Origin of the sequence: Aquirufa aurantiipilula (assembly GCF_019923745.1) — a bacterium.
Taxonomy (GTDB): domain Bacteria; phylum Bacteroidota; class Bacteroidia; order Cytophagales; family Spirosomataceae; genus Aquirufa; species Aquirufa aurantiipilula.
On record NZ_JAANOG010000009.1, the window covers coordinates 25,061 to 47,465 of the forward strand.

At 38.2% G+C, this 22,405-nt stretch carries 21 protein-coding genes; 13 read left to right on the plus strand and 8 right to left on the minus strand.

The features are described 5' to 3' along the window. The first annotated feature begins 1 nt into the window (after nt 1). From G9H60_RS10515 to G9H60_RS10525, 3 genes are read left to right on the plus strand one after another with little or no spacing between them, the layout of a single operon-like run. A complete protein-coding gene (locus G9H60_RS10515; protein WP_223144020.1) occupies nt 2-1,012 on the plus strand; it encodes a sugar kinase in 1,011 nt (336 codons plus the stop codon). Nucleotides 1,013-1,014: 2 nt separating this feature from the next. Continuing rightward, nucleotides 1,015-1,677 (plus strand): bifunctional 4-hydroxy-2-oxoglutarate aldolase/2-dehydro-3-deoxy-phosphogluconate aldolase, encoded by a 663-nt coding sequence (locus G9H60_RS10520; protein ID WP_223144021.1) that lies wholly within the window; start codon nt 1,015-1,017, stop codon nt 1,675-1,677. 21 nt (nt 1,678-1,698) lie between these two features. After that, nucleotides 1,699-2,976 carry an MFS transporter gene (locus G9H60_RS10525; RefSeq protein WP_223144022.1) on the plus strand — a complete coding sequence of 426 codons (1,278 nt, stop codon included), beginning with the start codon at nt 1,699-1,701 and terminating at the stop codon, nt 2,974-2,976. A gap of 51 nt (nt 2,977-3,027) precedes the next feature. Here G9H60_RS10525 and coaBC read toward each other — a convergent pair whose 3' ends face one another. Beyond that, entirely contained in the window at nt 3,028-4,257 is a 1,230-nt protein-coding gene (coaBC, locus tag G9H60_RS10530) for a bifunctional phosphopantothenoylcysteine decarboxylase/phosphopantothenate--cysteine ligase CoaBC (protein ID WP_317197231.1), read from the minus strand. A 30-nt stretch (nt 4,258-4,287) separates the two neighbouring features. Here coaBC and panC point away from each other — a divergent pair, with 30 nt between their 5' ends. Both panC and panB read left to right on the plus strand, forming a co-directional pair. After that, nucleotides 4,288-5,166, plus strand: a complete 879-nt coding sequence (panC, locus tag G9H60_RS10535; RefSeq protein WP_223144023.1) for a pantoate--beta-alanine ligase — start codon at nt 4,288-4,290, stop codon at nt 5,164-5,166. After that, nucleotides 5,144-5,959: a 3-methyl-2-oxobutanoate hydroxymethyltransferase gene (gene panB / locus G9H60_RS10540; RefSeq protein ID WP_223144024.1), complete on the plus strand. Its 816-nt coding sequence runs from the start codon at nt 5,144-5,146 to the stop codon at nt 5,957-5,959. Before panC ends, panB begins: the two co-directional genes overlap by 23 nt. Here panB and panD read toward each other — a convergent pair. Next, complete coding sequence (gene panD, locus G9H60_RS10545; protein WP_223144025.1) at nt 5,956-6,306, minus strand: aspartate 1-decarboxylase; 351 nt, start codon at nt 6,304-6,306, stop codon at nt 5,956-5,958. The two genes, panB and panD, sit on opposite strands and share 4 nt — an antisense overlap. Nucleotides 6,307-6,375: 69 nt before the next feature. Here panD and G9H60_RS10550 point away from each other — a divergent pair, with 69 nt between their 5' ends. The 6 genes from G9H60_RS10550 (at nt 6,376) to G9H60_RS10575 (ending at nt 11,204) form a co-directional block, all read left to right on the plus strand. Next, nucleotides 6,376-7,095 carry a type III pantothenate kinase gene (locus G9H60_RS10550; RefSeq protein ID WP_223144026.1) on the plus strand — a complete coding sequence of 240 codons (720 nt, stop codon included), beginning with the start codon at nt 6,376-6,378 and terminating at the stop codon, nt 7,093-7,095. Nucleotides 7,096-7,394: 299 nt separating this feature from the next. Then, a complete protein-coding gene (locus G9H60_RS10555) occupies nt 7,395-8,195 on the plus strand; it encodes a UDP-2,3-diacylglucosamine diphosphatase (RefSeq protein ID WP_223144027.1) in 801 nt (266 codons plus the stop codon). Between the two features lies 1 nt (nt 8,196). Next, the gene (locus G9H60_RS10560) at nt 8,197-9,384 is read left to right on the plus strand and encodes a glycosyltransferase family protein (RefSeq protein ID WP_223144028.1); all 1,188 of its coding nucleotides are present in this window, start codon (nt 8,197-8,199) and stop codon (nt 9,382-9,384) included. A 98-nt stretch (nt 9,385-9,482) separates the two neighbouring features. Further along, nucleotides 9,483-9,860 carry a DMT family transporter gene (locus G9H60_RS10565; protein ID WP_262900014.1) on the plus strand — a complete coding sequence of 126 codons (378 nt, stop codon included), beginning with the start codon at nt 9,483-9,485 and terminating at the stop codon, nt 9,858-9,860. 107 nt (nt 9,861-9,967) lie between these two features. Further along, nucleotides 9,968-10,120 (plus strand): hypothetical protein, encoded by a 153-nt coding sequence (locus tag G9H60_RS10570; protein WP_223144029.1) that lies wholly within the window; start codon nt 9,968-9,970, stop codon nt 10,118-10,120. Between the two features lie 7 nt (nt 10,121-10,127). Next, nucleotides 10,128-11,204 (plus strand): alkaline phosphatase, encoded by a 1,077-nt coding sequence (locus G9H60_RS10575; RefSeq protein ID WP_223144030.1) that lies wholly within the window; start codon nt 10,128-10,130, stop codon nt 11,202-11,204. Here G9H60_RS10575 and G9H60_RS10580 read toward each other — a convergent pair. The 3 genes from G9H60_RS10580 to G9H60_RS10590 all read right to left on the minus strand — a co-directional run bounded on the left by G9H60_RS10580 (nt 11,195) and on the right by G9H60_RS10590 (nt 16,069). Further along, a complete protein-coding gene (locus G9H60_RS10580) occupies nt 11,195-11,635 on the minus strand; it encodes a GNAT family N-acetyltransferase (protein ID WP_223144031.1) in 441 nt (146 codons plus the stop codon). The two genes, G9H60_RS10575 and G9H60_RS10580, sit on opposite strands and share 10 nt — an antisense overlap. A 249-nt stretch (nt 11,636-11,884) precedes the next feature. After that, nucleotides 11,885-13,216 carry a T9SS C-terminal target domain-containing protein gene (locus tag G9H60_RS10585; protein WP_223144032.1) on the minus strand — a complete coding sequence of 444 codons (1,332 nt, stop codon included), beginning with the start codon at nt 13,214-13,216 and terminating at the stop codon, nt 11,885-11,887. A gap of 60 nt (nt 13,217-13,276) precedes the next feature. Continuing rightward, complete coding sequence (locus tag G9H60_RS10590; protein ID WP_223144033.1) at nt 13,277-16,069, minus strand: TonB-dependent receptor; 2,793 nt, start codon at nt 16,067-16,069, stop codon at nt 13,277-13,279. A 303-nt stretch (nt 16,070-16,372) separates the two neighbouring features. On the opposite strand from G9H60_RS10590, the gene G9H60_RS10595 reads away from it, so the two are divergent. Together G9H60_RS10595 and G9H60_RS10600 are read left to right on the plus strand one after the other, a co-directional pair. Further along, entirely contained in the window at nt 16,373-16,726 is a 354-nt protein-coding gene (locus G9H60_RS10595; RefSeq protein WP_223144034.1) for a hypothetical protein, read from the plus strand. Nucleotides 16,727-16,875: 149 nt separating this feature from the next. Next, the gene (locus G9H60_RS10600) at nt 16,876-19,152 is read left to right on the plus strand and encodes an ATP-dependent helicase (protein WP_223144035.1); all 2,277 of its coding nucleotides are present in this window, start codon (nt 16,876-16,878) and stop codon (nt 19,150-19,152) included. On the opposite strand, the gene G9H60_RS10605 is transcribed toward G9H60_RS10600, so the two are convergent. The 3 genes from G9H60_RS10605 to gldE are packed head-to-tail and all read right to left on the minus strand — an operon-like array spanning nt 19,153 to nt 22,389. Then, nucleotides 19,153-20,094, minus strand: a complete 942-nt coding sequence (locus G9H60_RS10605) for a hypothetical protein (protein WP_223144036.1) — start codon at nt 20,092-20,094, stop codon at nt 19,153-19,155. Continuing rightward, nucleotides 20,091-21,047, minus strand: a complete 957-nt coding sequence (locus tag G9H60_RS10610; protein ID WP_223144037.1) for a hypothetical protein — start codon at nt 21,045-21,047, stop codon at nt 20,091-20,093. The genes G9H60_RS10605 and G9H60_RS10610 overlap by 4 nt, the downstream gene beginning before the upstream one ends. Continuing rightward, nucleotides 21,031-22,389, minus strand: coding sequence for a gliding motility-associated protein GldE (gldE, locus tag G9H60_RS10615; RefSeq protein WP_223144038.1), 1,359 nt, complete (start codon nt 22,387-22,389; stop codon nt 21,031-21,033). Before gldE ends, G9H60_RS10610 begins: the two co-directional genes overlap by 17 nt. Nucleotides 22,390-22,405: the final 16 nt, after the last annotated feature.

Genomic DNA, 22,405 nt, shown 5'->3' on the forward strand with positions numbered 1-22,405 from the left:
CATGAAAAAAGTAGTTACGTTTGGAGAAATCATGGGGCGACTAAGTCCTCCAGGTTATGGGAGAATAGTACAGGCACAATCACTCAATTTGACTTTTGGAGGAGGAGAAGCCAATGTTTCTGCCGCTTTGGCTCATTTAGGGATTCCAGCAGCCCATGTGACAAAATTTCCAGATCATGAAATGGGTCATGCTGCTACCGCTTATTTTAGAAAAGTAGGGGTAGATATGCAGTATGTCCAATATGGTGGAAATCGTTTAGGCTTATATTTCACGGAATTTGGAGCTGCCATGCGCCCCAGCAAAGTAGTTTATGATCGATCAGATTCTTCTTTTGCTCATTTAGATCCGAAAGAATTCAATTGGAAAGAAATATTAAAAGATGCTCAATGGTTTCATTGGACAGGCATTAGCCCAGCTATTTCTGAATCAGCGGCTCAGGCTTGTAAAGAGGCTATTAAAACGGCTAATGACTTAGGAATTACCGTTTCTGCTGATGTCAATTACCGAAAAAACCTATGGCAATATGGCAAATCTGTACAAGAGGTCATGCCAGATTTAATTGCAGGATGTGATATCATTGTTTGTGGAAAAGGAGATGCTGAAGATATTCTAAACATAGTTTCAGATGGCAGTACCAAAAGCGGCTGGGAATCTGTTTGTAAGCAAATCATGGCTAAATTTCCTAAAATTAAAAAAATCATCAATACCAAAAGGGGTCAAATTTCTGCATCTCAAAACACCTTGTCGGCCACATCCTTCAATGGCAAACAAGTGCTGAAGTCAGAAACTGTAGAAATTAGCCAAATAGTAGATAGAATTGGCGGAGGAGATGCTTTTATGGCTGGATACATCTATGGGAATTTAATTCTGAAAGATGAGGCTCAGTCATTATCTTTTGCAGTAGCGGCATCCGCATTAAAACATACAATCGAGGGGGATATTAATTTAGCCAACTTAGATGAAATAGAAACCGTCATGAAGGGAGACCTGACAGGACGCTTAAAACGATAATCATGGCAAGAAATTCTTCCGAAGTTGTATATCAACGCATTCAAGAGACACCCATCGTCCCATTATTTTTCAATGCTGATTTAACCGTCGCTACTAGTGTATTAAAAGCGTGTTATGATGGAGGAATACGCGTTTTTGAATTTACCAATCGTGGTAAAGAGGCTCCTTATATTTTTGCGAAAGCAATGGAGTATGTGGAGAAGGAATGTCCTGATTTGGTCTTAGGAATTGGAACAATTTATGATGCCAAACAAGCCAATGAATTCATTCAAATGGGGGCCGATTTTATGTTGCAACCTTTCATTACAGAAGCTGTTGGTGAGGTTTGTGGAAAGTATGATATTCCTTGGATGCCTGGGGCTATGACCCTGACTGAAATCCGACAAGCGGAAATTTGGGGCGCCAAAATTGTTAAAATATTCCCTGGTAATGTGGTGGGTCCTGCCTTCGTGAAAGCCTTAAAAGGCCCTATGCCCAATACCCAAATTATGGTAACTGGTGGAGTTGAGCCTAATAAGGAGAGTTTAAGTACTTGGTTTAAAGCTGGTGCTTCCGCAGTGGGAATGGGTTCACAATTATTTCCAGCTGATTTAATTGCTAAAAAAGATTATCAAGCGATAGAACAAACAATTGCCCAATTAATAACAACTTACCGGGAACTGTAACCCAAACAAAACCTCAACCTTATGGAAATTGGAAAATACCGTTGGAAAATTTGCGCATTACTTTTCTTTGCCACAACCATCAACTACCTAGACAGGCAAGTGATTGGTTTATTAAAACCAGTTTTAGAAGATCAATTTAATTGGACTGAAACAGATTATTCCAACATTGTCATTACCTTCCAGGCTGCCTACGCCATTAGTTTGTTAGGTTTTGGTGGGATCATCGATAGAATCGGAACCAAATTAGGATATTCCATTTCCATCGTAGTTTGGAGTATTGCAGCCATGTTACATGCCTTGGCAACTGGCACGTTAAGTTTCGCATTTATGCGCGGATTATTAGGCTTGGGTGAAGCAGGAAACTTTCCTGCAGCAATTAAGACTGTAGCTGAATGGTTTCCAAAAAATGAAAGAGCCTTAGCCACAGGTATTTTTAATTCAGGTGCCAATATTGGTGCTGTAGCTGCACCCATTTTAGTGCCTTGGATCTTAGGAGTATATGGTTGGGAAATGGCCTTTATTGCTACAGGTGCCATTGGCTTTATTTGGTTGATTTTCTGGTGGTTATATTATGAAGTACCTTCCAAACACAAGGAATTATCTCAAGCGGAATTTGAATACATCCATGCCGACAAAGAAGAAAAAGATGAGAACCAAGAACCCGTTAAATGGGCTAAATTATTTGGCTTCCGCCAAACTTGGGCTTTTTTCTTTGGTAAAATGCTGACCGATCCAATTTGGTGGTTTTTCCTTTTCTGGTTACCCTCTTATTTCTCTGAGCGCTTCCAATTGGATTTGAAAAAACCAAGCTTGGAATTGATTATCGTATATACTGCCACGACTGTAGGTAGTATTGGTGGAGGTTGGTTATCAGGTAAATTAATTAACCTAGGTTGGCCCTCTTTCCGTGCTAGAAAAATCACTATGTTGGGTTTTGCTTTGGCAGTTGTGCCCATCATGTTGGCACGCTATTGTGATAATATTTGGCAAGCTGTAGCTTTGATTTCATTGGCAGCTGCATCTCACCAAGCATGGAGTGCCAATATATATTCTATCGCAACGGATATGTTCCCTAAGAAAGCTGTTAGCTCTGTCATTGGAATTGGCGGTATGGCAGGTTCAGTAGGAGGTATTTTCTTCCCAATGATCGTAGGATCTTTATTGGATAAATATAAGCTTTTAGGCAATATCAACGATGGCTATAATATCATCTTCCTACTTTGTGGAAGTGCTTACGTCTTGGCTTGGTTGATTATCTATTCCTTGGCTCCAAAATTAGAGACAGCGAAAATAGATTAAATAAATTCGTGATTTTTGAAAAAGGCGTGTTGAGCAATCGACACGCTTTTTTTATTTCCAAGAATGAAATAAGTCGACCAATTCTTGTGCTATGACATCTTTGGATTTCAGACTAAAAGCATGTCGCTCTCCCGATTTCTGAAAGACTTGAACTTGATTAGTATCCAAACCAAAACCCGCTCCTGGGTCTTTTAAAGAATTCAACACAATGGCATCCAGATTTTTTCTATTCAATTTATCTAGAGCATGAACTTCTTCATTTTCTGTTTCCAAAGCAAAGCCAATCAGTTTTTGATGGCTTCTTTTTTGCGTACCCAAAGTGGCTAAAATATCCGTGGTTTTTTCTAAACCAATTTCTAAGGTATTTTCTTTTTTCTTGATTTTTTCACTAGAAACTTGTGCAGGTCGATAGTCAGCCACTGCAGCGGCCATAATGGTCCAATCTGACTCTGGAAATTCTCGAAGACAAGCCTCTTCCATTTCTTTGGCAGAAACTACTGGAATCCAATGAATCCCAGAAAATGTAGGTTTCAAGGCCATAGGTCCAGCTATGACCGTTACGTTTGCTCCTTGTAAATAAAAGGCCTCTGCTATTGAAATTCCCATTTTGCCAGAAGAATGATTGGAAATATAACGAACTGGATCAATCGCTTCCTGGGTTGGACCGGCGCTAATTAACACATTTTTACCTTGCCATTTTCCCCCTCTCCCAATTTTATCAACCAAGTCCAAAAGTATTTCTTCTGGTTCCGCCATACGACCTTCTCCATGTAAGCCACTGGCCAAAAAGCCTGTATTCACAGATAAAATATGATTGCCAAAGGATTGTAACTTACTAAGATTCTGTTGAGTAGATGGATGCTTAAACATATCTTCATCCATAGCTGGGGCTATAAAGATAGGACAACGAGCCGATAGATAGGTGGCTATAACGATGTTATCACATAAGCCATTGGCCATTTTACTTAGGGTATTGCAGGTGGCAGGAGCTATGACAAAAGCGTCTGCCCAAAGGCCTAGTTCTACATGATTATTCCAAACATGGTTTTCATGGAAATCTATCCATACGGGATGATTTGAAAAGGTTGAAAGAACCAAGGGTGATACGAAATCTTTGGCGGATTGGGTCATAACCACACGCACTTCTGCTCCATTTTTTTTCAATAAACGAACCAAAAGTATGGCTTTATAGGCGGCAATACTGGCACTAATTCCTACAATGATTTTTTTACCCTGTAACATAGCATTGGAAAAGGTCGGCAAGTAACGAAATTTGCTCAAAATAAGGTAATTTTAGAGCCAAATTCGGCCATGAAGATATTTGAAACAAAACAAACTCTACAAAATTTCATCGATGAAAATCGGTCGAAAAACGCAATTATCGGATTTGTTCCAACCATGGGAGCTTTGCATGAAGGGCATTTATCCCTGATAGAAAAGTCGAAGGAACAATGTGCCATTACGGTTTGTAGCATATTCATAAATCCCACGCAATTCAACGATCCAAAGGATTTTGAAAAGTATCCCAAAACAATCAAAGAAGATCTAGAAAAGTTAGAATTAGCTGGCTGTGAGGCGGTCTTTCTTCCTTCTGTAGAAGAAATGTACCCAGAAGGAATGCTACAATTACCTCATTATCCATTAGGTAGATTAGAAGAACTTTGGGAGGGAGCGCATCGACCAGGACATTTTCAAGGAGTTTGTGTGGTTGTACATCGCCTACTCGAAGCAGTTCGTCCAGATTTATTGTTTATGGGTGCTAAAGATTACCAACAGGTGGCCGTCATTCGACATTTATTGGATCATTATACATTTGAACCGAATATAACATTAATCGCATGTGAAACCATTCGTGAAACAAGTGGATTGGCCATGAGTAGTAGAAATGTTCGACTTAGCTCGGAACAAAGAATTCAAGCCTTAGCCATTTATCAAGGATTTGGTAAAATTCAAAAGGCTTTACAAGAAAAAACAATTCGTAGTACAGAAATATTAGAGCAAGAATTTGTTCAACAATTATTGGATGCTGGCTTTGAATCCGTGGATTATATTGCATTTGCGGACCCAAAAAGTTTAGAACCCATTACAGATCTCTCTCAAACATTTGTAGTATTAGTGGCCGCTTTTATAGGCGGGGTTCGACTAATCGACAACCAATTATTCCCTCATGAGCTATTTAAAAGAGTTTAAAAAAATCACTACACAGAGTTTACAAATCATGAAAAAGCAAGGAGAAAAAATCTCTATGCTGACCTGTTATGATTTTTCCATGGCAAGATTATTGGATCAATCAGGTGTTGATGTTTTGTTGGTAGGTGATAGTGCCAGTAATGTAATGGCAGGACACGAAACAACTCTTCCTATCACTTTGGATCAAATGATTTACCATGCACAATGTGTGGTTAGAGGAACCCAACGAGCCTTGGTCATTGTGGATTTGCCTTTTGGGTCCTACCAGTCCAATAGTGAGATTGCGCTATCCTCTGCCATTCGAATAATGAAAGAAACAGGGGCACACGCTATCAAGCTGGAGGGGGGACAAGAGGTCATTGAGAGTATTAAAAAAATCGTAAAAGCCGGGATTCCCGTTATGGGACATTTGGGTTTGACACCACAAAGTATCTATCAATTTGGATCTTATGGCGTTAGGGCCAAGGAGGAAGAAGAGGCTAATCTCTTACTAGAGGAAGCAAAGATGTTAGAGACAGCGGGTTGTTTTGGAGTAGTATTGGAAAAAATTCCTGCCGATTTAGCCAAACAAGTGAGTGAAAGACTTCAAGTCCCTACTATTGGGATTGGAGCTGGGAATCATTGCGATGGGCAAGTTTTGGTTATGCACGATATGCTGGGTATCAATACAGAGTTTAAACCTAGGTTTTTACGTCGATATTTGAACTTAGGGGAATTGATACCCCAAGCCGTTAAAAACTATGTTGCCGATGTAAAAAGTCAAGACTTTCCCAACGAAGAAGAATCTTATTAAACGAGAAGGTTGGAGGTATTAGGAAATACGACCGTTGGTTTAAACGTTTTTGCTGCTTCAAAGTCCATTAGGGCATAAGAAATGACAATAACAATATCCCCAACTACGGCTTTTCTTGCGGCAGGACCGTTTAAGCAAATGATACCTGATCCTCGTTCTCCTTTGATTAAATAGGTTTCAATTCGTTCGCCATTATTGACATTGACTACTTGAATTTTTTCGTGTTCCAACATGTTGGCCGCATCCATTAAGTCTGCATCCATGGTTAGACTTCCTACGTAATCAATGTTGGCTTCTGTGACTGTGGCGCGATGCACCTTTGATTTTAATATTTGTATTTGATACACAATGTTGGTTTTTGAGAGTGCACAAATTTACGAAAAAGAAATATTTAACTTTGTTAACAAATCAAATGAATGATGGTACTTTGCTTGGATTTTGGTAATTCTCAGTTAAAATATGCCTTTTTAGATAATGATCAACTAGTCATATCCGGCTTTTTGAATGAGGCCAAATTCTCCTGTATTTATCCCATTTGCCAAAATTACCCGATTGACTCCATCCTTCTTAGTTCGGTCATTGATGTCCCTACAGATTTAATTCATGCTCTACAAGAAATTGCCCCATTTCATCAGCTAAGTGTTAACTCAAGAACAGAAGTAAATTATCAAGAATATGATAAATCGAGTTTAGGTGTAGACCGACTAGCCATAGCCGAGGGTGCTCAAATTTTATATTCTGGCAGAAATCATTTGAGTATTTGTCTAGGAACCTGCATTACTTATAATTGGGTTGAAAATGGTTATTTTAAAGGAGGAGCAATAAGTCCTGGACTCCTGCTGCGAACAAAGTCCATGCATGATTATACGGCCCATTTACCTGTTATCACTCCACAAAGAGACTTCCCTTTGTTTGGACAATCTACTTCAAGTAATTTATTGGCAGGAACCATGTATGGCACGCTTTTGGAGGTTCAAGGCTATATAACGGAATTGAGAAAACAGGATCCAAGTGTTATAGTCTTATTATGTGGTGGAGATGCTCCATACTTTATTTCCAAATTAAGTGGCTGGGATGTACACTTAGAAGCAGATTTAATTTGGAAGGGTTTAGGTGCTTTGGCGAGGTTAAATTAACAACGCTGTCAAGGTTTTAAACCTTGACAGCGTTAGGCAAAACTAACCATTTTTTTCTCTTCAATTCACCACAAAACTGATATGTTTTTCACATTATCAATAAGCTTATTTTAACAAATAAATACCAAGAATTAGATTGGTAAAATGGAATTTTAAGGCCAATTTTACCAACGCTGTCAAGGTTTTAAACCTTGACAGCGTTAAGAAATCTCTATTCAAAATTTAACCATTGCTTAACGCCCACCTAACATAATCCTCTGGCAATCAACGTAGTTTTGAAACAAGAAAAACTACGCAACATGAGCGTTAACTACCAACCCACTTACAAAACCATCGTTATTTCCGATCTGCATTTAGGAAGTAAAGGTGCTAAAGCCAAAGAGGTCAACGAATTTCTAAAAGCTTATTCCTGCCATCAACTCATTCTAAATGGAGATATCATCGATGGATGGCAATTAAAAAAGGGAGGCGAATGGAAAAAAAAGCACACGGGATTCTTTCGAGCCGTACTAAAAATGATGGATCGATGGGATACTGAAGTGATATATCTGCGGGGGAATCACGATGATTTTCTGGACCAAATCATTCCTTTAAAAATTGGCAAGCAGTTCTCCATCCGAAGAGATTATACCTTAAAATCCTTTGGGAAGAAATATTTTATCACCCATGGCGACATATTTGACAGTATTACAAGTCAAATGAAATGGTTAGCCTATTTAGGTGATATCGGTTATACCTTTTTATTATGGGTCAACAAATGGTACAACTACCATCGTGAAAGACAAGGTAAACCCTACTATTCACTTTCCCAAACCATCAAACAAAAGGTAAAAGCCGCTGTCAATTTTATCTCTGATTTCGAAGAAAAACTAGTGGAACTAGCCATGGCTCAAGAGGCGGATGGTATCATTTGCGGTCATATTCATAAAGCTGAAATCAAACAAATCAATGGGATTTCTTATATGAACTCAGGAGATTGGGTAGAATCATTAACTGCTTTGGTTGAAACACATCAAGGAGAATGGCAAATTCTTCACTACCCTAATTTTGATTTAAAATCTGAATTAAAAGAAATTTTAAGCGATCAAATGACCCTCTAATATGGGAAAGTTTATATTTACCGTTCAAGGAGAAGGAAGAGGCCATTTGACCCAGGCCATTTCCCTTAGTCAAATAGCACAAGAAGCTGGCCATGAAGTGATTGGCTATGCTGTGGGCTCTACCAATAACCGAAAAATACCTAGCTTCTTTACTGATTATATCGGGGACAAACCACTGTTGCAATACGATAGCCCTTCACTTTGTTATGGAAATGGCAAGGCTGTCCAAGTAGGGAAAACAGCTTTACAAGTCATTTCCAAATTTAAAACCTATTGGAAAAGTGCTTCGGAGTTGGGAAAATTCATTGAGCAGAATAAACCTGATGGAATCATTAATTTTTATGAATCGATCACCGGCCTTCACCAATGGAGAACCGGCGCTACCATTCCTTGCATATCCATAGGCCATCAATATCTATTGTTAAATAAACATTTTCAGACTATTCCTGAAAAGAAATTAGATCAGTTCTTTCTAAATCTAAATACCCAAATCACAGCCATTGGATCAAAGAAAAAGTTGGGTCTTTCCTTTTTGCCCTTGGAAAATGATACACAAAGAAACATCGATGTGATTCCTCCTCTATTGAGAAAAGAGGTAAAAGAACTGAAAGCTATATCGGGTAAAAATTGGTTAGCTTATTTGACCCACTTTCGGTTAGCTGAAGATATCATGGCCTGGTCAAAACTTAATCCAGATATTCAATTAGACTGTTTTTGGGATCATCCCATCCGCAAAGAGATATACCACTATTCTGATAATTTGACATTTCATCCCATCAATGCGGAACTGTATTTAGAAAAAATGTCGCACTGTGCAGGCTTAATTTCTACGGCTGGATTTGAGTCCATTGCAGAAGCCATGTATTTGGCAAAACCTACCATGATGGTTCCTGTGCCTAACCATATTGAACAAATGATCAATGCCTTTGATGCTTCTCAGTCTGGGGCAGGTTTGGCTGCTAATTCATTTGATTTAACTCTTTTTAAAGACTATCAGAAGGAACATCAAACAGATTATTCGACCTATCAACAATGGATTCAAGAATCCTCCCGCTTAATGGATATGCATTTACGAGAGCTCATTCAACCAAATCCTAAGAAAAAGAGTTCTTGGAACTCGCTATTCGCCAAGCGAATCCATTGGACTTTCCCAAAAAATAATGGGGGATTGTCATTTCCAAAAGCCTAAATCTCTTTACCGGCAAGTTTAATCTTTGGAATTTATGTGAGAAAACTTAGCTATTGGGTTTCTATTTTAGGAACTTTAAGCTTCTGTAATACGCGCACATGATCAAACCTTGGATTTATCTTTTCATTGCTTCCATTTTTGAGACAGGCTGGACTTTCTCGTTGAAGTACATGAATTTTGGAAGATTGAAAGATGCATTTCAACAACATCCTTTCATTTCAAAAGAATTTGGCATTGAGTTTTTTCCTCTTTTGGGATATATTTTTTTTGGTGTAGCCAATATTTATTGTTTATCAGTCGCATTTAAAGATATCCCTACAGCTACTGCTTTGGCCGTTTGGACAGCATGTTCTCTCATATTAGTCAAGCTGTTTGATGTCTTTTATTATAAAACACCGACCAACCTTGCCGAAGTATTTTTTATGAGTTTGATTGTAGTAGGAATCATTGGTTTAAAAAAATTTGCAGCAAGTTAACTTGATAAATCACATTCATAAAATGCATCATTTTTACATATTTTCTTAACTGAATCAAGCACTGTAAGGACATATAAAATCTAGAATAATGAAGGCTGGAGTGCAGAATGTGCCTTTGGAGACATTATCTACAAGCCAACAAATCAGATATCTTTACATCAACGTTGGATGATGTCATTCATGTGATCAATGGAATTGGTGGCAAAGGCATGACGACAAGTCCCGGATTTACAGCAGAATACATTCAAAAACTATACTAAACCTTCCATGAAAAAAGTCATTTCTTCCCTTTTAATTTTCTTAGTCACATTAACTGCTTTTGGGCAAAATTCTAAAAAAAATTATCCTAAGAATATCATATTTTTAATTGGGGATGGGATGGGTGTCAGCCAAATTTATGCTGGACTAACTGCTAATAAAGGTCATCTAGCTTTAGAAAGAATACGTAACATTGGATTTCATAAAAATCAAGCTTCTGATAATTACGTAACGGATTCTGCGGCAGGAGCAACGGCTTTTTCAACAGGCAAAAAAACATATAATGGGGCCATTGGTGTAGATGCTACACAAACTCCACAAATAACGCTGTTGGAATTGGCCGAAAAAAAAGGGCTTGCAACGGGTTTGGTAAGTACTGCGGATATCACAGATGCTACACCAGCGGCATTTATTGCCCACCAAATCAAGCGTAATATGCATGATGAAATTGCCAAAGATTTCTTAAAAACGGATGTCGATATAGTAGTGGGAGGAGGAAGAAAAAGCTTTGACCAAAGAAAAGATGGACAAAATATTTTGGATTCATTGAAAGCAAAAAAATACCAAATTGTGGAATCTTTAGCCGAAATGAATGGGATTAAGCAAGGTAAATTTGTCTACTTATATGCTCCAGGAGACCCGATTAAATTCAGTGAAGGAAGAGGTGAAGTCTTGTTGGACGCCGCAAAAAAATCAATGGAACTACTTTCTAAGAACCCAAAAGGATTTTTTGTGATGATAGAGGGTGGACAAATTGATTGGGGTGGACATGCTAATGATGCAAATTATGCCGTTACTGAAATGGTTGATTTCAATAAAAGTATAGCCGCTGCATTGGATTTTGCCGAAAAAGACAAAGAAACGCTAGTGGTCATTACCGCCGATCACGAAACAGGTGGCATGGCATTATTGGGAGGAGATATGTCAACAGGAGAAGTAAAAGCCTCTTTTATTACGAAAGGACATACTGGCCAAATGGTTCCAGTTTTTGCTTTTGGACCCGGTTCTGAAGCTTTTCAAGGAATTTATCAGAATACGGCCATTTTCGATAAAATGAAAGCCGCTCTTAGGCTATCTCAAAAATAGATGGTAAACTTTTCATGTGAATTAATAAAGCCCATTGCTTCATAAAAAGCATGGGCTTCTTTTCTTCGTTTATTCGAGGTTACTTCAATCGATTTCACGTCCTTGTGTTTCAGTTCATTTTTAAATGCCTCAATCAATTTCCTTCCTAGACCTTGCCCTTGATAAGTGGCTGTAACCATTAATTCTTGAATCTCATAGACCATGCCTTCATGGTGCAATAGGTTTTGACCAATAACACTCAAAAAACCGACAACTTGATTTTCGTGATTTTCAACAACCCAGACATGGGTATGTTCATGCCCTACATACTCCCTCCAAATTTTAGCAAAAATATGAGGATCAGAGTTTCTGTTTTCTAACTCATTAACGAGTTCTAAAACTGCTTTTTCATCGTCTAATTGACCGAGTCTAATATTAAAATGTAAAGACATTTTATTGGTTTGGGACATGGCAAATTTATTAAATGCAACAAGGTATAAAATATGTTTAAACTTCTCAAACTATACCTCTTTACCAAGAAACTGATACAATAAGCCCAATTCCCAATCGTTCAGTCTGCGCCCAGCCACGCAACGCTGGCAAGGTTCCAAACCTTGACAGCGTTAAAATGCGCAGGCATAAAACAAGAAATGCCGAAAGGAATCCTTCCGGCATTTTCTGAATTACACCAATATAAAATCTTAGTAATCCGTGTTTTGTGGATCCCAGTTTGTCCAGCCTTCTGTCCAATCCGTAGTTCCAAAAGCACCAATATTAGTATTAGCTTCAAATCCAGCTGGCAAGCTAACTCCCGCTCCCAATAATTTGGAAGTAGTCGTCAATGCTAAACTTGGCTTTCCTTGCAAACGATTATATCCCGCAGTTAAACCTAAAGTCTCCGAAGCAACTCCAAACTGATTTTTGCGAGTAGCATCTTTTAACATCGTTTCATCTCCAGTAACGATTGGCTTTAACATACCCGTTACCACTAAACCAGCAAGTATATTTTTACCTGTTACAAAATTATTTTGTGCTGCAGTTCCTTCTAATTCCAAACCACCCTTAGCTACCCAACCTCCAACAAATAAACTGTTGATCACTGATATAGCTGAATTACGACGAATACGCATGGCTGAACGGTATTTTTTATCCACAGTTCCATCTGCAATAAATGCACTTACGTTGGCAAACTTCGCACTCGTCTGTGGCGTAGCTTCTGAACCTGCCGCATCATTATCCGATTCAAATGCATTACTATCCGAACATGAACATTGGTCTGCTACTTGTGGGTCACGGATCGACAAAGCAAATTGAACATTACCACTGTAACCCCAATCCGTATCAAAATCATCATCCAAATTTCTATAGGATACCAAGTGTTTCGCATTTACATTTCCTCCAAACCACTCATAAGCATCATCACCATTGTAAGAAACCTGTACATAATCAATTTCAGTACCTGAACCCACTCCGCCTAATGTTAATCCGTTGATTTCCTTATCCGTCTCAAATGCAATACCCGCAAACTCAATACGTACATATTTCAATACTCCTGAATTATCCGAATCATTAGAACCTCCAAAAGTGGAAACGTTCTCTCCCTCAATAGTTGCTGGAGTTTTATTTACGCGGGCATTACCCAACATAATTAATCCACCCCAATCACCATAATTTCTAGAACCTTTAGCCTGTGCTGAAGTAAATACTATTGGTTTAGCAGCCGTTCCCCTAGCGATTAATTTTCCACCTGGCTTAACAATTAAAGTCCCTTTCGTGATTTTATCTCCTAAAATGATAGTTCCAGGCTCTACGGTCAACGTGGCTCCAGACTCTACATAGACGAATCCCTTTAACAAATATTTTTCAGACTCCTTCCAAGTAGTGTTGGCAGTGATTTTTCCTGAAACCTCCACTACCGTACGATTAGATGGCGCAGGTACTGTAATTTCTACTTCTGAATCGTTTTTTGTACAGGCCGACAAACCTACAGCAGCCGTAAGCAAACAAGCGAAAATGACACGTAATTGTTGCATGAATTTGTTTATTTATATGTTTTTAACTGTTACTACTTATCATTTTTCTGTAGGCGCGCACTAAAACTTCATTGTAATTCCCATGGTAAAATAACTTCCACGGTGATACTCTTGGTATACACCATCCTTGTCAGAAATTTCACCATCTCGGTTCGTGTCCTGCACTAAAGAAAACTTCTGGTTTAATAAATCTTGTACCGCTAATTTGAAATCAATCTTTTTGGTTAATGCCTTCGTGATATTAATATCCACCACATTTCTAGGCATTTCATAGATATCAGCCGACAACTGGCTATCTCCAATCACAAAGATTCTTTTACCAATCACATTGTATAAAATATTGGCCTGCCATCCTTTGTCTGCATTTTCATAAAAAATACCTGCATTAATTAAATAAGGAGATTGTCCCTGAAGATTACGGTTCAACATGTTGTCGGACTGACCTGCACGCACATTACTACTAATCAAAGCTGCATTGAATAAAGCCACCCAGTTAGGTGCAATTTGCTTTCTGATTTCCAATTCTAGCCCAGTACTAGTTGCTTCCGTAGCATTGTCAACCGTAAAAGCGACTGTACTACCATTGTAAAACACTTTGGATTCAATTGGATTTAAGAATTTCTTATAAAATACCGCCAATGAAATCAATTCAGATTTCGATGGATACAATTCATATCGTAAATCAAAATTGTTAATCGTCGCATTCAATAATTTAGGCTTGTCTGCTCTTGGAATAAAACCTGTACGTGTAACATCATATACGAAGTCATAATACGTAAATGGAGCTAATTCACGAAACTCAGGACGGTTTACCGTAGAACTATAAGCAAAACGCAATAAGTTTTTAGTGGTGAAATTATAAGCCAAATTCAAAGATGGAAGTGGGCTAAATACGGGATTGGTTACCTTAATGGCTGCTCCAGAACCCCTTTCCTTACTTTGCAATTCTTGATTGTTATACTCTCCTCTCAAACCAATCGTAGCATTTAATTTATCTCCAACTGGCAAATACAATTGCACATAAGCTGCACCAAAAGTATTTTGGGCCGTGTACTTATCTTCAAAATTGGTTCCTACTCCGTAATAAATAGAGTTACCTCCTAAATTGTTTGGATTGAAGAAATTTGTAGGATCTTGTTTCAACAAAGAGTTATCGGATGACAATCGGTTAGGATTCGTGATTCCATACCAACGATTGGAGAATGCACGCTCTTTGTATTCTGTATATATTCCAGCACGGAATGTAGTTCTTAATTTCTCGTCCTCGTTCTCCTTAAGAATATGATCAAAATCGGCTCTAGTGGTATAAATAAACTCTTCTACATGTGAAAATGAACGAGCTGACTGCTGTAGGGTGGGACTATCTGATTGTTGTAAATCAAAAGTAAAAACTCCTGTAGAATTTCTCTCCCTACTTCTTGTATATCTTCTATAATCAGGCTCAGTTCTAAACGTATAACCTAACCCTGTTACCCACTTCAACTTACTTACAGATGACAATTCATGTGTACCGCTAAACTGACCTGAATAAATGGAACGCTGCTCATAACGGAAAGAAGCATTGTTTAAATCTACGTTCTCATTGTATCCATTACGAAAAACAGTTTCCTTGATTCCAATTTGATTGAACAAGTTTCTAAACTCTAACTTATTATTTGGATTCAAAATCAAAGCCCAGTTCGACATCATTCCAATACGAACGTTTTGAGACAAAGATTGATCTTGATAATACTTCTCCGTATCTCCTAAGTAAGTAAATCTTCTTTGCTGCATTTGAAAGGACTGATTGGTATTCGAATAATTCACATACGAAAAGTTCGTAAGCTCTTTATCCCCCAAAAACCAACGGTGAGCAAAATTTAAATTCCCTCTAAAATCAGGTAATACGTTTTTATCTTCTACATTGTAAAAGGCTGGCAAATTTCTAAAATGTGAAATTACGGCCTCAGTATTTCCAGCTGTAGCAATGCTATTTCTTGAAGGGAAACCAGACGGCAACTGACGTCCACCATCATCAAAACCTAACCAATCTGTCTTTCCTCCTACATAGGACATGGCTTTTTGAGCCGTTGTCCCAGAACGGTAACTAGTAGAAAAACTAGCAGAAAATGTATTTCCATCTGGAACGGTCTTCGTGTAAATCTTGATAGCTCCTCCACCCAAATCTCCAGGCAAATCAGAAGATGCCGATTTAAAAATCAACATACGATCAATAATCGAACTTGGAATTAAGTCGAATGAGAAAGCTTTTGAATCCACTTCAGTCGAAGGAGTAATGATATCATTCACCAATACTGTATTGTAACGCTCATTTAAACCTCTCACCACCACAAATCTCTCATCAAAAATGGAAACTCCTGGAATTCTACGAACCACAGCAGAAGCATCTCTATCTTGAGTCTTTTGAATCTGCTGTCCTGATATACCAACAGCAATTTGTTGTAACTGCCTCGTCTCTGTCAATACAGCAACTTCCGAAGTAGTTATTTTTTGAGCTTTAACAACAACGTTGGCCAAAGTCTTATTATCTTCTAATAAAGAAACTGTAACAATGGATTCTTTACCTGACTCAACGCGAACATTTGGAATTTGCTGAGATTGATAACCTACTGAACTTACAATCAATTTATAGATTCCAGCTGGAACATTAGCTAATTCAAAATTACCTTCAATACCGGTACTAGCTCCAACAGTTAACCCTTCTAAACGAATGGTTGCTCCAATAACTGGCTCCTTAGATACAGGATCTGAAATAGTCCCTTTAATCTTCCCTACTTGGCCAAAAGTATGACCAAACGACGCCAATGACACAAAAACGATTAATAAACTTCTAAATAATTGGTGTGTATTCATTTGTATTTATATTGATTACGGTACAAAATTACCTGCAATCAATAGCCTCACGGTTAACACGCTATTATCTATATGTTTCCTGAATGTTAAATAATTCAAGAAAAATTTAACCATTTCGTAACATTGAAATAAAAATTGAACTATTTAAAGAAATATAATTTTTTTAAGAGGAATATTCTTAAAAAAGTGAAATTTTATGTCTAATTAATTTGGAGTTAACATGAAAAGTCTAGTTTTGAGCAAACAAACGGAAAACTTCCGCCTAAGATTTTATTAATCAAGCATTTATCAATTATCAACATTATGAAAAATTTCATCACAAAAAACGCTTTAGCCGCTTTCGTCGTAGCCGCTATCTTGTCTGTCTCTTCTGCACATGCCGCAGAATTCGCTCTTCCTGTCAACATTGATCAAGTAGGTAAAATGAAATTCCTTGTTAGCTCGGATATCTCTTCCCCCTTGTTCGTGGTCATTTATGATGAAGACAATAACCAGATTACCCGCGAGTCACTTAGCTCTAAGAAATTATTCAATTTCTCAAACCTAAATGATGGTCGTTATAAAATGGTTATTCTAGATTCTCGTAAAAACGTTATCAAATCCAAGACTTTCAATATCTTAACTGAAACGAAAAGAGATTTGGTGGCAATCCAGTAAGCGATTAAACCCATCACAAAAAAGGCGCTATGGCGCCTTTTTTTTTGCCCTAAAAAATACCGTCCCAAAAAATAAGTTAGAATACCAAGCCCCTGCTCAAAAATTCGTAATTTTAATCTCTATTTTTTCCCATCAATTAATTTTCCCTTATGGATTATTTGGCTGGCTTGAATGAGCCCCAACGACAAGCTGTTTTACATACTGAAGGCCCTTTAATGATTATCGCTGGAGCTGGCTCCGGCAAAACTCGCGTACTTACCTACCGAACAGCTCATCTCATTCAACAAGGCATTGATCCATTCCAGATTTTACTCCTAACATTTACCAATAAAGCCGCTGGCGAAATGCGCCATCGTATCGAATCCGTCATCGGAAAGGAGGCAAAAAACATATGGATGGGAACTTTCCACTCCGTATTTGCCAAAATCCTTCGTTTTGAAGGAGAAAAATTGGGCTATACCTCCAATTTTTCCATTTATGATACCGATGATTCCAAGTCATTACTTCGTGCCATCATCAAAGAACAAAACCTAGATGATAAAGTATACAAGGTCAATTTAGTGTTAAACCGAATTTCTGGTGCCAAAAACAGATTAATTAGTCCAGAACAATACTTAAACAGCGCGATTCTTGGGGAAGAAGACCGCATGGCTCGCATTCCCAAAATGGGTGAAATCTACCGAACATATTGCATTCGTTGCTTTCAAGCAAATGCCATGGACTTTGATGATTTATTATACCAAACCAATATTCTTTTTAGAGACCATTTGGACGTACTGAACAAATACCAACACAAATTCAAGCACGTAATGGTGGATGAGTTTCAAGATACCAACGTCTCTCAATACTTATTAACCAAAAAGCTGGCCGCTGTACACCGCAATATTTGTGTAGTAGGAGATGATGCCCAAAGTATTTATGCTTTCCGTGGAGCAGATATCCAAAACATTTTGAATTTTGAAAGAGATTATGCTGATCTAACAACCATCAAATTGGAACAGAATTACCGCTCTACCAAAAACATTGTAGCTGTAGCGAACTCCATCATCTCTAGAAATAAAAACCAGCTCGAAAAAAACGTTTATACTTCCAATGAGGTAGGCGACCAAATAGAAATTATTCGTGCTGGCAGTGACAATGAAGAAGGAAGAATGATTGCCTCCACCATCTTCGAAACCAAACAAAAAGAAGGTTTACACTGGTCAGATTTTGCCATTTTATACCGTACCAATGCCCAATCTCGTTCGTTTGAGGAATCATTACGTCGACTAAATATCAAATACCGCATCGTTGGGGGTTTATCTTTCTACCAAAGAAAAGAAATCAAAGATGTCCTTGGCTACCTTCGTTTTGTAGTTAATCAAAATGATGAAGAGGCATTCAAACGTATTATCAACCTCCCAAAAAGAGGTATAGGAGATACCACCATTGCCAAAATTGCAGTTACAGCAGCAGAAAATAATTGCTCAATTTGGGATGTTATTTCCAACATTCAAACCTTCCAAGGTGCTAGAGGCACAGCCGCCATTGAAAATTTTGCTGATCTCATCAAGTCATTCAAATTAATGGCTGAAGTAGAGCAAAAAGATGCTTACGAAATTGCCAACCATGTAGCTAAAGCTTCAGGACTTTTGCGTGAACTCTATGAAGATAAAACAGTAGAGGGTCTAGCTCGCTACCAAAACTTACAAGAATTATTAAACGCGATCAAACAGTTTGTGGATGACCCAGAAAATGAAGATAAATCACTGGCAACATTTTTACAGTCTGTCTCTTTATTAACCAATGCCGATACACAAGAAGACCCCAATGACCGCGATAAAGTAACCTTAATGACAGTTCACTCTGCCAAAGGACTAGAATTTAAGCACGTGTTTTTGGTAGGATTGGAAGAAGATTTGTTCCCAAGCCAAATGATGCTGCAAAGTCAAGCCGATCTGGAAGAGGAACGTCGTCTCTTTTATGTTGCAGTCACCCGTGCCGAAAAGAAATTGATGATTTCTTATGCGGAATCCCGCTACCAATTTGGCCGATTAAAATCCTGTGAACCAAGTCGTTTCCTAGATGAAATTGATAGTGCCTATTTAAAAATGGCCAAGACTCCAGGTAAAAAGGAAGTGCAAGCTTTTAGACCCGTACAAAAAACGGGTTTTGTGTCCAGCTCCACCAGTCCATCTGCTGCTCAACTTATCCAAAAACCAAAACAAAATACCAATTACCAACACGTAGCTTCCAGCAATTTTGTGCCTACTGATCCTTTAAAATTAGAAGCAGGCCAGCAAGTGGAGCATCAGAAATTTGGTTTTGGTTTAATCAAAAAAATAGAAGTCAATGGCGCTGAAAGAAAAGCCGTGATTGATTTCGAAAAAGGAGTAGGAGAAAAAACCTTACTTCTGAGTTTCGCCAAATTAATGGTGAAAGCTTAATTATTTCTTAGGTGTAAAATATACATGTACGGGGCCTGGAGAACTTGCCACTTCGGAAATAGTATAAAATCCATCTGACAGATGGGAAAATGCTAGGGCCTCACCTTGAGGTTCTAATTTGCTAGGTACTATTTTAGGAGGCCGTTTTAAGGCATCTCCCAAGCTCTCATGTTTGCCTTTTTTCCAATAATATACCTCTAAATAATTCCGAATAATCACTTCTTGGTTGTTGCTAGCCACATCTCCAGCCGTAATGTTATACAGTTGTTTCAAAATGGCTAAGTCAGAGCTGGGTTCTGAAAAATTCAATTTTCTAACAAAATCTGCCTCCACCACTTTAGTTTCTTTAAAGCTGCTAGCTTTAATCCTAAACAAGCTCTTTCGATCGTCTTGTTTACTCACCAAATACATATCCCCATTCAACTGATCCACCAATAGACACTCCATATCTTTGGATCCATCTGGTAATTTAAATTCCAATTTCTCCACTTTTTTGATAATTCTAGTAACCATATCAGATCCTCGAATATCAAACTCCTTAAACCGATAAATGAAATAGGTACCGAACTCCTGTTTATTGTCGCCCGTGTCGGCCACATACACATATGACTCTTGGGGGCTTTTATACCAATAAGCCAAATCCTCCCAATCACGGTTTTGTACTCCTTGAAGTAAAAACTCTACCTTCCCTGTTCCGTATCGGTCAATCAAAAAGATACGATTCAAATCTTGAGAATCATTCACCACCCAGAAAAGTTCAGGATTCAGTCGACTAGCCACCATACCGGAAGCTTCATCAATTTCAATATTTTCCAAAACCCCTTCATCGATTGTCGCCGAGAAATTGGTTTTAGCCATTTGAGCATCGATGATATAGAGCGATTGGCAAGCCCAGACAATCAAGGCTAGAATTCCTAAACGAAACCAGTGAGCAATTTTCACTTTCGTTTGTAATAATATAAATGAACTGGTGTACTCCCTTTTTCAGAAATGGTATAATACCCTCCTCCATCAGCAGCAAAGGTGATGCCCTCCCCTTGATATTCGGTTGGGTTACCTACATAAGGCACTGTTTTATGTGCCCTAGCTAAAGCTTCTGGGATCGTTTCGTTGGCTTTTCTCTTCCAATAATAGCACTCTATGTAATTCTTGATTAAAATCTCTGTGTTATCAGGAGAAACATCACCTGAAGTAATGTAATACGCTGTCACAATTTGGCCTACCGTAGAAAACGGTACCGATACATTTAATTCCTGCACAAACTCGGCCTTTACATTGGCTTGATTAGTAAAACTTCCTGCCGGTATCTTGTATAATCGTTTTTTTGTTTCTCTTTTTGATATAATAAAAACGTCCTTGGTCTTTTGATCAACCAACAAACATTCCATATCCCGAGAACCATCAGGCAACGTAAAGGTTAATTTCTGAACACCCGTAATCGTGGCATTATTAATGGACGAAACATTGGGTTCATTAAACCAATAAATCGCATAAGAAGCCTGGTTGGAGCTATTATCACCAAAGTCGGCAATGTATATAACGGCACTTCCATTACTATCTGAAATCAAGGCAATGTCTTCCCAATCTCTATTTTCCGCTCCTTGAATGACAAATTGTTTCATTCCCTTCCCAAAAGTATCAATCAAAAACAATCGATTGCTATCTCCTGAGTCATTGTGCGCCCACAAGAAACCTTCATTTTTTTTACTTGAAACAATGCCTGAAGCCTCATCTAATTCAGGATTTTCAATAATGCCACGATCTACTCCATCTTCATAGCTAGACTCCGTAGTACCCGGATCAGGCGTAGGTGCAGGTCCAGGACAGGCTGTGAGCAAAAAGCTTAATGATAGTAAAAAAAGAAAACGTTTATACGAACTATACAGTTTTTTCATCAGATTCAGTGGGCAATGGAGCGGCATTCAAGCTAACCTTGATTTTTTTAATTCGTCGGGTATCCACCGACTGTATTTTAAAGACAAAAGGTTCACATACAATTTCTTCACCAGCATGTGGGATACGAGAAAATAACTCGATACACAAACCTGCCAAGGTTTCGCTTTCTCCTTTTACTTTTTCAAAAATAGACACATCTACATCAAAAACACGACAAAAATCATTCAAAGAAATTTTCGCTTCAAACAAATAAGTATATTCATCTAGTTTTTTGTAGTCTAATTCCTCTTCATCAAACTCATCATTGATGTCCCCAACAATCTCCTCGATGATATCTTCCATGGTCACCAAACCTTCCGTTTCTCCATACTCGTTCACCACAATGGCCATGTGCACCCTTTTTTCCTGAAAATCGTAGAGCAAATCATCAATTTTCTTGTTTTCTGGAACAAAGAAGGGTTGATGTAGTAATGACAACCAATCAAATTTTTCATCTTGATCGATATGTTCTAATAAATCCTTGATGTATAGAATCCCCTCAATCTTATCAATGGTTTCGGCGTACACAGGAACGCGAGAATACCCATTTTTATTGATTTTATCCATCAATTCATGGAAATCCATCTCGGTATCAAAAGCCACAATATCCCTTCTAGCCTTCATAACACCTTTCACGGAAGTATTCCCAAAATTTAGAATTCCACGCAAAATATCTTTCTCTCTTTCTGTCGTATTCTCATCCGTCGTTATTTCCAAAGCCTGATTCAACTCGTGGGTGGTCAAATAATAGGACTTCTTCTCTATTCGATTTTCAATCAAATTGGAAATCCCCAATAGTACCCTGGAAAGAGGTTTGAATACAAAGGTGAAAAAATCAATCAGAGGAGCGGTATATCGAGCAAAAATCAAATTGTTTTGTTGTGCCCAAACTTTAGGAATCAATTCTCCAAAAAAGGCAATAATAAAAGTCACACCAAACAATAAGAATAGGGTGACTATCAGGCTATTAACTGACTCTTCTCCAATCAACAATTGAGTGAGGTAATTGGCCAAGGTAATGAAAATGATATTGACAAAATTGATAGCAATTAAAAGAGTGGCAAGTAGAAGCTGCGGTTGATCGAGTAGTCTACTAAGTGTCTTTTCACTCTTGGTAACACTTTCTTTAAGTGCTATTCTTTGCTCGGCATTTAAAGAAAAGAAGGCTACTTCTGAACCTGAAAGCAAGGCAGAAAGCAATATCAACGTTAATAATATAAGGCTTATAAAGATAACGGAGGGCGCGCTGATGTTGGGTTCAAAAGCAATCAATAAGATATTCGAAAAGGGATCGGCCTCCATAGGGTAAAACTAAATT

Excerpts from the sequence above, each read along its gene's own strand:
- G9H60_RS10595 (WP_223144034.1), top strand. The coding sequence starts at position 16,373 with ATGAAAAATTTCATCACAAAAAACGCTTTAGCCGCTTTCGTCGTAGCC.
- G9H60_RS10555 (WP_223144027.1), top strand. The coding sequence starts at position 7,395 with ATGAGCGTTAACTACCAACCCACTTACAAAACCATCGTTATTTCCGAT.
- G9H60_RS10590 (WP_223144033.1), bottom strand. The coding sequence starts at position 16,069 with ATGAATACACACCAATTATTTAGAAGTTTATTAATCGTTTTTGTGTCA.
- G9H60_RS10550 (WP_223144026.1), top strand. The coding sequence starts at position 6,376 with ATGATGGTACTTTGCTTGGATTTTGGTAATTCTCAGTTAAAATATGCC.
- panC (WP_223144023.1), top strand. The coding sequence starts at position 4,288 with ATGAAGATATTTGAAACAAAACAAACTCTACAAAATTTCATCGATGAA.
- G9H60_RS10580 (WP_223144031.1), bottom strand. The coding sequence starts at position 11,635 with ATGTCTTTACATTTTAATATTAGACTCGGTCAATTAGACGATGAAAAA.
- G9H60_RS10560 (WP_223144028.1), top strand. The coding sequence starts at position 8,197 with ATGGGAAAGTTTATATTTACCGTTCAAGGAGAAGGAAGAGGCCATTTG.
- G9H60_RS10575 (WP_223144030.1), top strand. The coding sequence starts at position 10,128 with ATGAAAAAAGTCATTTCTTCCCTTTTAATTTTCTTAGTCACATTAACT.
- gldE (WP_223144038.1), bottom strand. The coding sequence starts at position 22,389 with ATGGAGGCCGATCCCTTTTCGAATATCTTATTGATTGCTTTTGAACCC.
- G9H60_RS10610 (WP_223144037.1), bottom strand. The coding sequence starts at position 21,047 with ATGAAAAAACTGTATAGTTCGTATAAACGTTTTCTTTTTTTACTATCA.
- G9H60_RS10520 (WP_223144021.1), top strand. The coding sequence starts at position 1,015 with ATGGCAAGAAATTCTTCCGAAGTTGTATATCAACGCATTCAAGAGACA.
- G9H60_RS10600 (WP_223144035.1), top strand. The coding sequence starts at position 16,876 with ATGGATTATTTGGCTGGCTTGAATGAGCCCCAACGACAAGCTGTTTTA.
- G9H60_RS10515 (WP_223144020.1), top strand. The coding sequence starts at position 2 with ATGAAAAAAGTAGTTACGTTTGGAGAAATCATGGGGCGACTAAGTCCT.
- G9H60_RS10585 (WP_223144032.1), bottom strand. The coding sequence starts at position 13,216 with ATGCAACAATTACGTGTCATTTTCGCTTGTTTGCTTACGGCTGCTGTA.
- G9H60_RS10525 (WP_223144022.1), top strand. The coding sequence starts at position 1,699 with ATGGAAATTGGAAAATACCGTTGGAAAATTTGCGCATTACTTTTCTTT.
- G9H60_RS10570 (WP_223144029.1), top strand. The coding sequence starts at position 9,968 with ATGTGCCTTTGGAGACATTATCTACAAGCCAACAAATCAGATATCTTT.
- panB (WP_223144024.1), top strand. The coding sequence starts at position 5,144 with ATGAGCTATTTAAAAGAGTTTAAAAAAATCACTACACAGAGTTTACAA.
- G9H60_RS10565 (WP_262900014.1), top strand. The coding sequence starts at position 9,483 with ATGATCAAACCTTGGATTTATCTTTTCATTGCTTCCATTTTTGAGACA.